The 15,791-nt window shown below is 49.9% G+C and carries 13 protein-coding genes; all 13 read right to left on the bottom strand.

Annotated elements, in window-relative coordinates; translation table 11 throughout:
- Positions 1 to 6: 6 nt before the first annotated feature.
- Entirely contained in the window at positions 7 to 921 is a 915-nt protein-coding gene (gene murB / locus HMPREF1492_RS01440; RefSeq protein ID WP_035435162.1) for a UDP-N-acetylmuramate dehydrogenase, read from the bottom strand.
- A gap of 10 nt (positions 922 to 931) precedes the next feature.
- A complete protein-coding gene (gene murC, locus HMPREF1492_RS01445) occupies positions 932 to 2,347 on the bottom strand; it encodes a UDP-N-acetylmuramate--L-alanine ligase (RefSeq protein WP_051479343.1) in 1,416 nt (471 codons plus the stop codon).
- 81 nt (positions 2,348 to 2,428) lie between these two features.
- Positions 2,429 to 3,562, bottom strand: a complete 1,134-nt coding sequence (gene murG, locus HMPREF1492_RS01450; RefSeq protein ID WP_035428052.1) for an undecaprenyldiphospho-muramoylpentapeptide beta-N-acetylglucosaminyltransferase — start codon at positions 3,560 to 3,562, stop codon at positions 2,429 to 2,431.
- Between the two features lie 23 nt (positions 3,563 to 3,585).
- Positions 3,586 to 5,112 carry a putative lipid II flippase FtsW gene (gene ftsW / locus HMPREF1492_RS01455; protein ID WP_035435165.1) on the bottom strand — a complete coding sequence of 509 codons (1,527 nt, stop codon included), beginning with the start codon at positions 5,110 to 5,112 and terminating at the stop codon, positions 3,586 to 3,588.
- Positions 5,112 to 6,515 (bottom strand): UDP-N-acetylmuramoyl-L-alanine--D-glutamate ligase, encoded by a 1,404-nt coding sequence (gene murD / locus HMPREF1492_RS01460; protein WP_035435168.1) that lies wholly within the window; start codon positions 6,513 to 6,515, stop codon positions 5,112 to 5,114. The genes ftsW and murD overlap by 1 nt, the downstream gene beginning before the upstream one ends.
- A 29-nt stretch (positions 6,516 to 6,544) precedes the next feature.
- Positions 6,545 to 7,576, bottom strand: a complete 1,032-nt coding sequence (gene mraY / locus HMPREF1492_RS01465) for a phospho-N-acetylmuramoyl-pentapeptide-transferase (protein WP_035435170.1) — start codon at positions 7,574 to 7,576, stop codon at positions 6,545 to 6,547.
- Positions 7,576 to 9,012 carry a UDP-N-acetylmuramoyl-tripeptide--D-alanyl-D-alanine ligase gene (locus HMPREF1492_RS01470; RefSeq protein ID WP_035435172.1) on the bottom strand — a complete coding sequence of 479 codons (1,437 nt, stop codon included), beginning with the start codon at positions 9,010 to 9,012 and terminating at the stop codon, positions 7,576 to 7,578. The genes mraY and HMPREF1492_RS01470 overlap by 1 nt, the downstream gene beginning before the upstream one ends.
- 8 nt (positions 9,013 to 9,020) lie before the next feature.
- Positions 9,021 to 10,745: a peptidoglycan D,D-transpeptidase FtsI family protein gene (locus HMPREF1492_RS01475; RefSeq protein ID WP_035435317.1), complete on the bottom strand. Its 1,725-nt coding sequence runs from the start codon at positions 10,743 to 10,745 to the stop codon at positions 9,021 to 9,023.
- A 91-nt stretch (positions 10,746 to 10,836) separates the two neighbouring features.
- Positions 10,837 to 11,256, bottom strand: a complete 420-nt coding sequence (locus HMPREF1492_RS01480; RefSeq protein ID WP_035435175.1) for an FtsB/FtsL family cell division protein — start codon at positions 11,254 to 11,256, stop codon at positions 10,837 to 10,839.
- A gap of 58 nt (positions 11,257 to 11,314) precedes the next feature.
- Positions 11,315 to 12,298, bottom strand: a complete 984-nt coding sequence (rsmH, locus tag HMPREF1492_RS01485) for a 16S rRNA (cytosine(1402)-N(4))-methyltransferase RsmH (protein WP_084054952.1) — start codon at positions 12,296 to 12,298, stop codon at positions 11,315 to 11,317.
- Between the two features lie 15 nt (positions 12,299 to 12,313).
- The gene (locus HMPREF1492_RS01490) at positions 12,314 to 12,763 is read right to left on the bottom strand and encodes a division/cell wall cluster transcriptional repressor MraZ (protein ID WP_232215582.1); all 450 of its coding nucleotides are present in this window, start codon (positions 12,761 to 12,763) and stop codon (positions 12,314 to 12,316) included.
- Between the two features lie 435 nt (positions 12,764 to 13,198).
- Entirely contained in the window at positions 13,199 to 14,107 is a 909-nt protein-coding gene (gene xerD / locus HMPREF1492_RS01495; protein WP_035435179.1) for a site-specific tyrosine recombinase XerD, read from the bottom strand.
- A gap of 27 nt (positions 14,108 to 14,134) precedes the next feature.
- Positions 14,135 to 15,784 (bottom strand): CTP synthase, encoded by a 1,650-nt coding sequence (gene pyrG, locus HMPREF1492_RS01500; protein WP_035435181.1) that lies wholly within the window; start codon positions 15,782 to 15,784, stop codon positions 14,135 to 14,137.
- Positions 15,785 to 15,791: the final 7 nt, after the last annotated feature.

A 15,791-nucleotide genomic window follows, 5' to 3' on the forward strand; every position in this document is an offset into this window, starting at 1 on the left:
TCTTCCCTATGCCCCAAAACCCAGAAGTTTAACCTCTGGCTGAAGATCAATATCAAACTTTTCTTGGACCGCATCGTGTGCTCTGCGCATAAGTGCAATGACATCTGAGGCGGTGGCGTTACCGGTATTCACAATAAAGTTGGCATGAACATCAGAAATTTGTGCGCCGCCCTCAGTAGCTCCCTTAAGACCACACTCTTCAATAAGTGCACCAGCAGACCTACTACCTGGATTCTTAAAAACAGAACCGCAGCAAAGCTGACCAGTTGGCTGAGTATTTCTTCTACGCTGCAAGAGTGTATCCATGCCAAGAGCAACTTTAGGACGATTAGATGCTGTCAGCGCAAACGTTGCCTCAAGAATGATCTCATCTGGAGCAAACGTGGTATAGCGATAACCCCATTCAATCTCGGAGGCATCGTAGCGTATAAGACCCTTACCAGGCTTAAGTACCACGCAATCACGGACGGCTTTACCAATCCAATCATGCCTGGTACCTGCATTCATCGAAAGAGCGCCGCCGATAGTTCCGGGGATACCAGCACACATTTCAAGGCCAGAAAGACCTGCTTTCATAGCCTCATTGCAAACGCGTGCCGTAAGTGCACCTGCACCTGCAGTAATGAGGTTATTCTCGCCAACTGAAATGGTAGAAAGCTCATCGTCAAGCACAATAACGCAGCCGTTGTAGCCCTTATCAGAGACAAGGATGTTTGAACCTTTACCCAAAAGCACCCAATCAACTTTATTAGCTGCAAGCACCTCAAGCACACGCACCAACGCCGCATGGCTGTGAACAGCAGCAAAAAGCGACGCCTTACCACCAATCCTAAAGGAGGTATGGTGGCTCAGCGGCTCATCTTGCTTGATTGTTGCATCAAGGGCCCCAGAAAGGCTTACATAGGCGTTAAACAAGCTCACAGCAAAGGCCCTAGTTGCTCTGAAGACGCTCTTTGAGTGCGCGGATAAACATTGGACCAATCTGAGTGACGTCTCCTGCGCCCTGAGTAATCAGCAAATCTCCTGGCTGAACCGTATCAAGAAGGTCGGCGATAAGATCGCGGCGAGAAGGGATATAGCGCACGTCAGGAACAGTATTGGCAGCCTGAACTCTTAAAGAGACGGTCTTGCCTGAGACACCTGGAATAGGAAGCTCACCTGCGGAGAAGACATCCATGACGCGCAACACGTCAATGCCGTCAAATGCGTGAGCAAACGAATCTGCCAAGTCCTGTGTTCTGCTATAGCGATGTGGCTGGAAAACAACAACAACACGCTTAAAGCCAAGAGGAAGAGCTGCAGACATGGTTGCTGCAATCTCGGTTGGATGATGGCCGTAATCGTCTACGACGGTAATACCGTTGATGTCGCCTACGTGCGTAAAGCGACGGCGTGCGCCCTTGAACTGGGAAAGCGCTGCTGCGGCCTGGTCAAGATCAAAGCCAAGAGCATCAGCAACAGCAATTGCAGCGGTTGCGTTTGCAACATTGTGCTTACCAGGATTAGCTGGAAGTACCACAGAGATAGTCTGACCAGAAGGAGTCTTGATGGTAAGAGGATTCTCAATACCAGCTTTTCTCTCCTCCTGTGTGCAAACAAAATCGCAGCTTGAATCAAAGCCGTAGGTTACTACGTGCCTACCAGTTGACTGAGCAAGTTCAACGTAATGAGGATTATCGCCGTTGATAACAACAGTTTCTTCCTTATCAAGCAAGCTCATAAACTCACAGAAGGTCTTCTCGATATTCTCTAGAGAGCCGTAGTGGTCAAGGTGATCTGCCTCAATATTGGTGACAACAACCACGTTAGGGTTAAGGAACATAAACGAACCGTCAGACTCGTCCGCTTCGCAGACAAAATACTGGCCATTACCGTTTTTACCGTTGGTGTCGTAGCCCTCAACAACGCCACCTATCAAAAATGATGGATCAGCGCCAAGCTTGTCCAGCATGGTAGCAACCATAGAAGATGTGGTGGTCTTGCCGTGAGTGCCCGCAACAGCAATGGTCTTGCGGCCGCGCGACAAATACGAGAGCATCTTAGCGCGAGGCCAAATAGGAATGGAAAGCTCACGTGCGCGAATGACCTCTGGGTTTGTCTCTGGGATTGCGGTAGAGGTAACAATGACATCAGGCATCACAGCGTCAATAGTGGCTGCGGTGTGGCCGATGCTTACCTGAATACCTGCATCTTCAAGCTCTCTAACATAATGCGAGCTCTTTAGATCGGAGCCGGTAACGGTGCAGCCGCGCTCGTGCAGAACAAGCGCAATTCCGCTCATACCTGCGCCACCAATTCCAATAAAATGTGCACGCGAGATGGTCTTCTCGCCCATGGAATCTGCCATAAGAGAGCCTTTCCAAGTATTGTTATCGTTTGAGTCTTGGACATTCCAAGACATGTTTACTCTAACGCAAAACCGAATGTTTTATGCGCCACAAACGGCACTTTCCACAGCGTCAGCCACAAGAGATGCGGCACTGCGCTGGTCAAGTGTAGCGGCTGCCTCGGAAAGCTTTTTGCGCTGGTCCGCGTTATCTACCAGCTCAAACAGAGCTGTCGAGAAGGTCGTGGTGCCCACCTGGTTATCTGGCACCAGAATAGCTGCTCCCGCGTCCGACAACAGGTGTGCGTTAGTAGTCTGATGATCTGCTGTTGCCAGAGGGTACGGCACCAAAATGCTGGGGAGCTCAAGCGCTGCAATCTCGGCTACAGAAGATGCTCCGGATCGAGAAACCACCAGGTCAGCCGCAGCAAGGGTGGCACCCATGTTGGAAATGTAGGGCTTAACCTCCCAGCGAGCAGCCTCCTCGTCAGAAAGCTTCATAAGCGAGACAACCTCGTCGTAGAGCTTCTGACCTGTTGACTGGATGATGCGCAGGTTAGGACGGGCAAGAAGCTCCTGCTTAAGCGCAGCAAACGTCTCGTTGATACTACGAGCGCCCAAACTACCGCCAAAGATGAGCAGCAATGTCTGGTTGTCTGCAATACCCAACTCCTGCCTCGAGGCGGCTCTGTCAGCAGAAAGAACACTCTTACGTACAGGATTACCGGTAACCACAATGGTGTCTTGAGCCTTTACGTGACCCTCAAAAGCCTTACGAGCCTCTGGGAACGCAATGCACACCTTAGATGCTTTACCAGCAGATACACGGTTAGCAAGACCGGTTACTGAGTTCTGTTCGTGAATCAAATAGGGGATGTGTAGCTTTGCACAAAGCTGAAGCAAAGGCAGCTCTACGTAGGCACCAAAGCCAATAGCAACATCGGGGGCACCATGCTCTTTAAAGCGCTTGTGCAGCTGCATCTTTGCGCGCTCAAGATTGTATGCCGCACTTATGAGCGTCCAAGGACGTCTGCGATCAAAGCCATTTACATGGATAGATACCAGCTCAAATCCTGCCTCAGGTACCAGCGTACCTTCAAGCTTGTTGGGCTGACCGTAAAACGTAACCTGGTGGCCGCGCTCACGAAGCTCCTCAGCTAGAGCCAGAGCTGGGTTAATGTGACCAGCGGTTCCACCTGCAGCAATTGCAACAGAGAGTTTCTTCTGTTCTGCCATGCAATCCATCTCCTAGAAATCAGCTATCGGCGAGCCCTGTTGTTTCCACGAAGCCTGTCCGATGCAGAAGGTCCCAAATCAATTCTGCGCCTTCCGGAGGCATCTGTCGTAATGCGACCTTGAGGGGCGTCGTCATCTCTTGAGCGCAAAACGCCTCGTGATGGGCGCGCGGAGCTTTGTGCGCTGCTCTTAGGGCGAGAAGAACGTGGGAGTGGCGTGCCTACTCCTACCCCACCGTCAACCATGGTAAGACCAGCAAAACCTGGAGCATCAAAGGTATCCTGCTCTTCAGCTATGCTCCAAGAAGCGCGCTGTCTATCGTACTCGGTCTCTGGAAGCCTTGACTGCCTTGAAACAGACATCAAAAGACCAACCATCAAGATACTAGACATGATGGTTGAACCGCCGTATGAGATAAACGGCAGAGGCTTACCAGAAAGAGGCAAAAGGCCCAAAACACCACCAATGTTAACAAAGGCCTGGATGATAAACATAGAGGTACAACCTGCAGCAATAAGCCTACCGGTCAAATCTGGTGCATAGCGAGCAATCTTAAAGCCTGCCCATACCAGTGCGCCAAATACAGCCAAAAGACCTAAAACGCCAATAAAGCCCAGCTCTTCTCCAATGACCGCAAAAATAAAGTCATTGTGAGCCATAGGAAGATAGGAATATTTCTGGCGAGAAAAACCAAAGCCAACACCAAAAATACCACCAGAGCCAAAAGCATAAAAGCCCTGTGCAAGCTGATAACCTGCACCGTAATAATCAGCCCAAGGGTTGAGCATAGTAACAACGCGAGCACGAGAATAATCATCTTTAAGAGATAAGAAGGCAAAGCCAATAAAACCCACAACAGCAATAGTTACCAGAACTCTTCGATCAAAGTCAGAAAGATAGCCAATGACCAGAAGCGTTCCCACAATAATCAGCGTGGAACCCTTATCTGGCTGAGCCAAAATTAACGCAAGCGGAACGACTGCGGCAAAAGCAAACTTTTTAAAGAACTCCATCTGATCTATGGTCTGATCAATAAAGTACTGCTGAGCCAAATACGAGACAGAAATTAAGATGGTAATCTTTGCAAACTCAGACGGCTGGAAAGAAAACGGTCCAACTGAAATCCAACGGGTTGCACCATATGCATCAGCGCCAGCAATAGGAGTAAAAATAATTGCTAGCATTCCAATGGTCACAATCCAGATAGGTACCTGGAAGTTTCTTACTACTGCACGGTAGTCAATGCGAGAAACAATAAACGCTAACGCAACTCCTGCCGCAGCAAAGCCAAGCTGACGCTGCACGTAGTAGAAGGGGTTATAGCCCATGTCCTCAGAAGTCATTGCAGAAATCGAGGATGCGGAATAAATCATTACCAGGCCAAAGCACACCAGAATAGCCGTTGATACCAGAAGCACCAGACGAGGCTGCATAAAACGCTCTGGAATAGCACCAAAGCGGCCTTTGGCCTGCGAGCCCTCGGAAGATTTCTGGCGAGAAGTACGTGGTTGCTGCGCGCGCCCCCCTGTTCTGTTTCTGCTGGTAGCCATTATCGACCACTCTCTTTTTGAGCAAGATCTGCCACCAGCTGTTTAAAGACACGACCACGCTGAGCCATGCCTGTAAACTCGTCAAATGAGGAACAAGCTGGTGAGAGAAGCACTACAGAACCTGGACGAGCAAGCTCTACCGCACGGTCAAAAGCTTCATGCATATGAGGCTCTTCTACCACTTCTGCATGGCTGCCAGAAACGCGGCGAAGCGCCTCTGCAAAGCGAGGACCTGCCTCTCCAAAGCAGATTGCGTATGCACAGGTAGCGGATACCTTCTGAGCAAACTCATCAAGCTCTGTGCCCTTATCGTGACCACCAAGTAGCAAAATAACGTCTTTACCTGGGAACGAAGTTAATGATTTTTCAACTGAATCAGTGTTTGTTGCTTTGGAATCGTTAACGTACAAAACACCATTAACCGTATCAACTGGCTCAATTCTGTGCTCAAGCGGCATAAAGTCCAACAGGGCATGCCTAATAGAAACAATATCAAGTCCCAGGAATAAGCCACATGCAGCTGCAGCAAGAGCGTTGAGTGCATTGTGTGCTCCCCTAATGTGGAGTGCATCCGCTGCTACAAGCTCCATCTCTTTACCAGATAGCCTGACTACCAGCGCTCCATTGCGTACAAAAGCGGCGTTTTGCGTACCGGGATCTGTCTGAGCAAGATGGCATACGGTAATGCCGCGTGCCTCAAGGCGAGAAGACGCGTCCTGACAAAACTCATCCAAGTCAGAAACAATTGCCAGGTCATTTGCATCAAGGTTGGCAAAAATCTTCTCTTTAGCTGCTGCATACGCCTCGAGTGAACCATGCCACTCAAGATGATCCGGCGTAATGTTTAAAAGCATCGCAACGTGAGGATGCAATTTTTGAGTAGTAGCAAGCTGGAAGCTTGAAAGCTCTGCTACAAACCAGCTCTTAGGTTTTCTCTCTGCAAGTTGGTCCGTAATAGTTAATCCGATATTGCCAACAGCGCTTGCATCAAGGCCTGCATACTGCAGAATAGACGTGGTCAAACTTGTGGTAGTAGTTTTACCGTTTGTACCGGTAATACCAATCCACTGTGAAGGACTCTCTTGATAGGCAAACTCTGGCTCGCCCATAATCTGCTGAGAAGCTACCTTTGCACTTAAGAACAGCTCAGAGGTGTCTGGAATACCAGGAGATGCAATAGTCAGGTCAAAGGTACCCTTAACCTGATCGGAGCCGCATTGTACCTGTACGCCTGAGTCTGCAAGCTCTTGGATCTTCTCGCCAACAGTAGCCTCTGCGCCGCCTACAAGAGTTACGGAAGACACACGACCCTCTGGCTGCTGCAGCAAATACATGCAGACAGAGACGCCGGTCTTACCAAAACCAAGAACACATACATTTCCAAGTGTTTCTAGAAGCGACACGCAAGCGATCCTTTCTAAGAGCAATATCTTTAGTGAAGCTGGAAGTACAGAGCAAAGCCCAGAGCGGCAAATGCGCCGGAAATAATCCAGAATCTAAAGACTACTTTTGTCTCGTTCCAGCCAAGTTTCTCAAAGTGATGATGCAGTGGAGCCATCAAGAATACGCGCTTTTTAGTTGCCTTGTAGCTGACAACCTGAATGATAACGGACAGTGCCTCGATGATAAAAAGACCGCCCATGACCAGGGAAACTACCTCGGTCTTGGTAAGAACGGCCAGGGCCGCAAAGGCAGCACCCCAGGCAAGAGAGCCGGTGTCTCCCATAAAAATGCTTGCAGGATAGCTGTTAAACCACAAAAAACCAATACAAGCGCCTGCGATAGATGCGGCAAAAACAGCAAGGCTACTCTCGCCATAGCGGAAAGCTACTGCAGCCATAAAAATCATGACAACCATAACGCAGCCACCAGCCAGGCCATCAAGGCCGTCGGTCAGGTTAACAGCGTTGGAGAGGCCAGCCATGAGCAAAAAGACAAAGAAGAGATACAGCCAAGGGATAGAAATAATATTTCCGCCTAAATTGACGGTGGTAGTAAGGATTCCCAGGTTGATATCAAGGCCACCAGGGAACGCAATAATGGGCGTAATGCCCCAAATGTTGACTGCTGCCAGGCAAAATGCCACAGAGATAGTAATGAGTCCAGCCATCTTCTGAGATGCGGTAAGACCAAGGCTTCTACCGTGGGCAACAGACTCAATATCGTCCAGAAGACCAAGCGAGCCTGTGAGCAGCATAGCTGCCATAGCAAGAATGAGGTCGGTGTTCCACTGAGCAAGCGCAATACAGGTAAGCACAATGCTTACCAGCATAACGACGCCACCCATAGTAGGAGTACCCTGCTTGACCAGGTGTTGCTGAGGGCCGTCAGCGCGAACCTGCTGTCCTACTCCCTCTTTCTTCATCAGTTTGATAAAGAGTGGCATTAAGATCAACGTGATGATGCAGGAGACACCAAGCGCCACAAACACCTGGTATGTTGGGTAAATAGTCTGGAAAAACATTACTCAGTAACTCCTTTTACAAAAATATCAAGCTGGGCAGACCTCGATGCCTTGGCGAGAAGAACGTCTCCTTGCGCAAGTACTGGTCCGAGCACGGTAAGTGCTTCGTTGACATCGCTGAACTGTTCAATTTTATCTTCCGAGAAACCCATGACGCGTGCGGCTTCAACCATTTCACGCGCGGCTCCCGTGCCTACAAAGGCAACGAGGTCTGGGTTCTTAGCAGCAATATAGGCGCCCACATAACCGTGAAGGCGCTTCTCCTCTGGACCAAGCTCGCCAATCTCTCCGATAAGAGCAATGCGGCGACCCTCTGCAGGCATCTGCATCAAAACGTCAAGCGCTGCAGCTGTTGAGTTAGGACTTGCATTATATGAATCGTCAATAATCTTGGCACCACAGGTTGCGTCAAGTACCGAAAGACGCATACGAGTGGCAGGCATCTGCTCAATAGCCTCTGCAGCTGCGTCAAGGTCAAGACCAAGCGTCTCTATAGCCTCAAGTGCCAAAAGAAGGTCGTCGACAACAACGCGCCCAGGTACCTCAAGGGTTACCGTGCGTGACCAGCCGGATGCAGCAACAATAGTGGCAGTTGGAAGGCCCTCCTCGTCAAGAGTGACCTGCTGTGCGCTCATGACGTCAGCTTCTGTGGCGCCCACTGTCTTGCAAACAACGCGAGCAGGGCGAGCAAACTCATCTGCAATGAACTTGGTGTAGTCCCCCGCCGAAGCCTGAATAAGCGTAGGTTCAATTGAGCCAAATGCACGCATGCCCGAGACAATCTCTGCCTTGGCGCGCGCAATGTTTTCTCTGCTGCCGAGAAGACCAATGTGGCTGGTACCAACGTTGGTAATGACCGCCACTGTTGGACGGGCAACAGAGGCAAGCCTGGTAATCTCGCCGGCGTGATTCATGCCCAGCTCAAGAACAAGTACCTCGGTATCCTCTGGAGTAGAAAGTACCGTAAGTGGCAGGCCAATGAGGTTGTTGTGATTGCCAGCGGTGGCGTGAACACGACGGGTAGCACCAATGCCGCGACGAAGCATTTCTTTGGTAGTAGTTTTACCGACCGATCCGGTTACGCCCACAACCAGCCAGTTTGGATGGGCTTCTCGCCAAGCAGCAGCAAGAGCTAGCAGAAATGCCTCACAGTCATCGTCAGCGGTTTCAAGAACGCTGACTCCTGTGGCGGCCAGGTTGTCGAGCAGATTGTCTGCTACAGGCTCAGATGCCACTACAACAGCAGCGCCCGCCTGAGCAGCAGATAAAAGATAGGAGTTTCCATTGACCTTCTCGCCAGCAAAGGCCACGAAGAGCGAGCCTTCCTGGACCTCGCGAGAGTCGATGACGGCCGCGCGCGCAACCTCGCGGGTTCCGCGGTGGAGCAGTCGTGCATTTGTAGCTGCGACTATCTGTTCAACCGAAAGCTTAACCATGAGCTCTCCTAGTTATTGATTGGTTGAATATTAAGGCGTGTAGCTGCGTCTTTTGCAAATTGCGAGAAGACCACAGCAGCAGACTGCGACGCAAGCTGGTGGGTATCGTTAAGTCCAACGTAAACCATCAAATCAGATTCTGATGGATTCACGATACCGCAGAAGGAAGCAACAAAACCGGAATTCTCGCCGTACGAGCCGGTTTCTTCCACAACCTGCTGGCCCGTACCTGTTTTACCAGCAACGGTATAGCCATAGATACCTGCACGAACACCGGTACCCTCTTTGACAACGGTAGTCATCATGTCAAGCTCGGCCGAAGCTGTGGAAGCGGAAATAACGTCTTTAGTAGGCCAGGTAACCTCTTGACCGCCCTTAGAAACCATAAAGTGCGGAGTCACCATAGTTCCCTTATTAGCAACAGCGGTATATGCGCGAATGACCTGGATAAATGGGATTGCAAGACCCTGACCAAACGCCATGTTTCCACCAGTTGGGCCTTCATATTCGTCCAGAGAGCGGACAATTCCTGTGGCCTCACCAGGGAAGTCAATGCCTGTGGTGTGACCTATACCAAACTTATCAATTCCTGCTGCAAAGCGCTCATCACCTATGAGCTGTGTCTCGAGGAAGGCCATACCAACGTTTGAGGAACGTCTGAGCATCTCTCTTACGCTCATGTCCATGGCGCTGGTACGCCAGTCATCGTCGGTAACCTTGTTATCGCCAACTTTGAGCTCGGTTGGGATATTGAAGGTTGAATTTGGACCAAAGAGATTGTCATCTATACCAATTGAGGTAGTAATTACCTTAAATACGGAGCCTGGCTCATAGATACTTGAGACAAGCTTGAGGTTGAGGGATTCGTAGTCAACGCCGTTATCGCTCTTAAAATCTGGCAGAGGGTATGAAGCTGCGGCATAAATCTCTCCGGTACGAGGATTCATAGCCATGATTGAGCCACCCTGCTGGGCCTCAATGTCTTTTACTGCAGCAGTCAGCTGCTCTTCTGCCTTCTTCTGCAGCTCAATATCAATGGAAAGAACAATATCCTGGCCGTTTTGTGCCTCAGTGATATTGGAGGTGCCACCTGCAATTGGTGTACCACCAGCGCCGGTCTCTACAATCATGTGGCCGTTAGTGCCCGCAAGGATATCGTTGTAGTAATACTCCAGGCCAGAAGCACCCTCATTATCAGCGTTTACAAAGCCTAGAATCTGAACGCCAACGTTGCCGTATGGATAGACACGCTTGGTGTTATTAACAAAATAGACGCCTTTGAGGTTTTTCTCGTCAAGTGCTTTTTCAATCTTGGAAGCGGTGTCCGTGTCAACACGACGACGAACGTAGACAAAGGTAGTGTCTTGCTGCAGATCCCCAAGATAGTCTGAAGGACTTCCGCCTAGAAGCGAGGCGAAAACCTGAGCCACGGTGCTGGCGTCTTTGATTTCTGAGGGATTGGCGTAGATGTCTTTGCAGTCAACGCTCATGGCTAAGACATTGCCGTTGCGGTCGTAAATGGTGCCGCGACGAGCGTGCAAGACAATGTCGTTGGTGCGGTTATTCTCGGCGCCCTTTGCAAGATCTGCTGCCGTAAAGATTTGCAGCCAAGCAAGCCTAAGAACAACAATTGCCACCATAATGGCCATAGCAGCTGCTACGCGACGGAGTCTACCTTCAGGGCCAACACCATCCGAGCCACCGCTGCTACCACGATGACCACGAAAATGCACACGAGAGGCCTCGTCGTACGAGGCCTCAGGAGTTTTTCTGCGCGATGCGCGAGTATGTCGATTCTGCGTACTCACAACGTATATTTTACGCCTAAGCGTTGTTGTTTACATCTACAACAGGGCGATTTGTCTCAAGAGTCATGCCGTAATTCTGAGTAGCAATGCGCTCAATGCGTGTAGTGCTTGCAAGCAGAGAGCGAGAAACGCGCAGGGAATCGTTAGTTGCAGTTGTTGCGCGCATTTCATTTCTGATGACGTTGTTAGCCTGAAGAGTTGAAACCGTAGCGGTGGAGATACCAATACGGACAACACCAAGTGTCAGGAAGAGTGCTGCAGCAACAGCAATAAGCTTGACACGCTGGATGAACTGGCTGCTTACGCCACGGCGAGCATCAGCATCAAGGCCGCCACCAGGGACAACCTCAAAAGATGTGCGAGTGCTCTGTTCAGGAGCGTACTCATGCTCAAACTGAGTTGTGCGTGCTACAGCTTCTGATCCGTAACGTGCCATTAAACTTCAATCCCTTCAAAAACTTCTTAACAACAAGCAACAAGTGCTATGGGGTACTTCATTTCTCTGGGTCGCGTTTAACCGCTACCCTCATCAGGGCGCTTCTCGCCCTTGGGTTGCGCTCTATCTCTTCTGGAGTGGCCACAAGAGGTTTGCGCGTAATCACGTCAACTATCGGCACTTGACCGCACATACAAACCGGAAGGTCTGGCGGGCAGATACAACCTTGACTCAGCTCGGAGAACACGTGCTTGACAATGCGATCTTCAAGCGAGTGGTACGAGATAACGCAAATCCTGCCTCCTGGATTAGCCCAGGCAATTGCACAGCGTAGTCCGCGCTCCAAAACCTCAAGCTCGTGGTTTACTTCAATACGAAGTGCTTGGAACGTCTTTCTGGCGGGATGTCCGCCGTGACGGCGCGCTGCTGCGGGAATTGCTGCCTTGATTACCTCAACAAGCTCAAGCGTCGTTTGGATGGGACGCTTTTCTCGCGTTTGCACAATGCGTCGTGCAATGCGTGAGGCAAATTTCTCGTCTCCGTAAATTCGAAGGATTCGGGCGAGGTCGGCTTCGTTGTAGGTGTTGATGACCTCTTGTGCAGTTGGAGTTTGTTTGCCCGGGTCCATTCGCATATCCAACGGGGCATCTTCGTGGTACGAAAAGCCTCGCTCTGGGATATCAAGCTGAGGAGAAGAAACACCAATGTCAAAGAGGAAACAGTCAACTCCGGGGACTTCTGCAGAGACGAGAAGTTCATCGAGGTCGCCAAAGTTTCCCTTAAGCGGCAAAAACTCCGCGTTTGGTACTTCTTGCTTCAGGCGAGCAGCTGCTGCTTGATGAGCCATTGCATCCTGGTCAATTCCAATGGAAAGACCGTCTGGAGCAATCAGCTTTGCCATCTCTACGGTGTGGCCCGCTCCTCCCAAGGTGCAGTCGCAAACAACTTCACCTGGCTTGGGGTCCAGCTCGCGCAGCACTTCTGCAAGCATTACTGGTTGGTGCCGATATTCGACTTTCAAGTTACCGTCTTCTACCTTCACGATCTTCTCGCCTCACTAGGCGCCAAAGATGAGGTCCTCGAGCGTTGCAACGCGGTCATCTGCCGAGAAGAGGCTGTTCCACTTGTTGGTGTTCCAAATCTCAAAGTGGTCGCCGTTACCGACAATGGTGACGTCGCGGTCAAGCTGGAGCTTCTCCCTAGCCTGTGGATCGGACTCGTCAATCTTTCCCAGGGCAACACGGCCGGCCGAGTCAATGTCGACGGTTGTTGCTGCTGCGTTCAGCATGCGAAGTGCTGTGACGTCGTCGCGGTTCCTTGGGTTGAGGTTCAGACTTGCAATCCAAGCCTCATACGCCTCAGGTGAGTAGCCGTAAAGCGCGTCCTGTCGACGGAGCAAGATGACAACATCGCCAAGCTGCTTGCGCTGAGGTGCAGGAAGAGTCACGCGAATCTTGGAGTCCAGCGAGCGCTGATACTGACCAGTAAGCATGTCTCCCCCTTTCACGTTGGCGCCCCTTGCCGCGCGGGCTGTGTTTGTGTTGTGTGTGCGCGGCAACGCTTGGGCATAGTCCGTCGATTGAACGTGGAATAAATATAACTCATTCCGACACTTACACACACTAGAAAACACTTTCCAACACCAAGTATTTTTCTTATGGTCTAGCTGGGGATTAACGTAGATGTGAATTGATAGAGTAAGACCACAATATGTAGTGTTTAAAAAAATCCGAACTACAAAAGAACGGATTTTCTTAGTCTTGGACTCAATTTATTAAATTTTTTATGAAGTGAAAATTTTTGAGGAAATTGTGGTGAACTCGTGGCGAAAATCACACGTTACTCAAACAAAACCTTCGTCTTGCTTTTACGCAGTCACCACTTTGCCCCACACCTGTCCCACGCTTGTCCCACGCTTGTCCAACACTTGCGTCAAGCGCGATTATTTGTCCGCATGAACGTGGGCTCTTGGGTGAGCCTCAAGGTACACGTCTCTAATGTGCGACCTATCTACGTGCGTATAGAGCTGCGTAGTTGAAATATCTACGTGTCCCAAAAGCTCCTGCACCGAGCGAAGATCAGCGCCACCCTCTAGAAGGTGTGTGGCAAAACTGTGGCGCAGTGTGTGAGGATGCAAACCTTCAATCCCCACTACCCTGCCGTAATTTGCCACCAGTTTATGTACCGACTGGCGAGAAATGCGTCCACCTCTGGCGTTTACAAACACCTCAGACACCTGACCGTGCTTAAGCAAAAGCGAGCGAGCCTCATAAAGATATGTTTTAAGCGCACGATACGCAGAGCCCAACACAGGGACTATGCGCTCTTTGGAACCCTTACCAAAAACACGCAAGAGTTCATCTTCTAGAAGGACACCCCGAACCTCAAGATCGCAAAGCTCAGACACACGAAGACCGCATCCATACAACAACTCAAGTATGGCTCTATCGCGAATACCTAGAGGCGAATTAGGAAACGGCTGATCAAGCAGTTCTTCTGCCTTCTCTTGAGAAATAACATCAGGAAGCCTTTGAATTCTTGCTGCGGTAGGTAAATCTTCTGCTGGAGATGACTTACAAATTTGCTCAACAGCCATAAACTTGTGGAAGTTTCTAAGTGCCGCAGTGTGGCGCTCAACCGAAGCTGGAGCCATACCTAAATCTCTAAGAGAGCCTATGTACTCTTCAACATCTGAGCGAGTTACCTGGTTGGGCAAAGTAATTTTTTTGCCATTCAGCCAAAGCAAATAACCCTCTAAATCTCTGGTATAGGCATCAAGAGTATTTACAGAAAGACCTCGCTCAACAGCAACGTACGCTAAAAATTCTGTACGCGCCTGAGCGAGGTCCATAAGTATTCTTCCCTAGTAAAAATCTGCTTAGAGAGACTGGTTTACATCATGACGGTCAACACCCTCATGATGAGCGATTGCTGCACGTGCAAACTCACGGAACAAAGGTGCAGGATGAGTTGGACGGCTCTTGAACTCTGGATGTGCCTGACTTGCAACAAACCATGGGTGAACAGACTCTGGAAGCTCAATCATCTCTACAAGGCGATCATCTGGAGAAACACCAGAAACGACCAGACCAGCCTCAACAAGCTGATTACGGAATACGTTGCTTACCTCATAGCGGTGACGATGACGCTCATAAACCAAGTTGTTACCATATGCCTCGTGTGCAAGAGTTCCCTCAACAACCTTGCAAGGATAAGAGCCAAGGCGCATGGTGCCGCCCTTGTCAGTAATATCCTCCTGATCAGGCATAAGATCGATGACAGGATATGGAGTATCTGGACCAAACTCTGCTGAATTTGCACCCTCCATGCCGCAGACGTCACGAGCAAACTCAGTAACAGCCATCTGCATACCAAGGCAAACGCCAAGGTAAGGAATCTTGAGCTCACGAGCACGACGAATAGCAACCATCTTACCCTCTACGCCGCGAAGACCAAAGCCGCCAGGAACCAAAATACCATCTGCGCCAGCAAGCTCCTGCTCTACGTCTTCTTCTGTCAGCTCTTCACCGTTCACCAGGCGGATATCAACGTGCCTGCCATAGAAAATACCAGAGTGGTGAAGTGCCTCAATAACAGAAAGGTAGGCATCAGGCAGTTGCGTATACTTGCCGACAACATAAATTCTTGTTGCGTCTTCAAGCGCATTTGCCTTGTGCATAGCAGTAGTAAATGCTTCCCAGCCGCCAAGATCACTTGGACGGACTTCAAGACCAAGACGCTCAAGTACCTTCTTGTCAAATCCCTGTGCTGCCAGATGTGCTGGAACATCGTAAATTGAAGGCAAATCGTTGTTTTCAAAAACGCAATCTGCATCAACATCGCAGAAATTAGCGATTTTCTCGCGAATAGATTCATCCACAGAATGGCTAGAACGGCACACGATAAAGTCTGGCTGAATACCAAGGGAACGAAGCTCTTTTACGGAGTGCTGCGTAGGCTTAGTCTTAACCTCATGAGCTGCTGCAATATAAGGAACAAGGCTCACGTGAATAATAGCAACATTGCTTGCGCCACGCTCTTTTCTAAACTGGCGAATTGCCTCAACAAAAGGCTGAGACTCAATATCACCAATGGTGCCACCAAGCTCAGTGATGACTACATCAGCGTTAGTAACCTCTTCAATGCGAGCAAAACGAGCTTTAATTGCATCAGTTACATGAGGAATTACCTGAACTGTACCGCCAAGGAAGTCTCCAGCGCGCTCACGCTGAATCAAAGACTGATAAATGAGACCAGTGGTGAAGTTAGACTCCCTGGTAAGATTCTCGTCAATAAAGCGCTCATAATGACCAAGGTCAAGGTCAGTCTCTTTTCCGTCCTCAGTAACAAAAACCTCACCATGCTGGAAAGGACTCATAGTGCCTGGGTCAACATTGAGATATGGGTCAGCTTTTTGCATCATGACCTTATAGCCACGAGCCTTAAGAAGTCGGCCGAGAGATGCAGCAGTGATTCCTTTTCCAAGAGAGGAAACAACGCCACCTGTTACAAATATGTGCTTGGTCATGGATTAC

Origin of the sequence: Atopobium sp. BS2, from assembly GCF_000565075.1 — a bacterium.
Classification (GTDB): Bacteria; Actinomycetota; Coriobacteriia; order Coriobacteriales; family Atopobiaceae; genus Lancefieldella.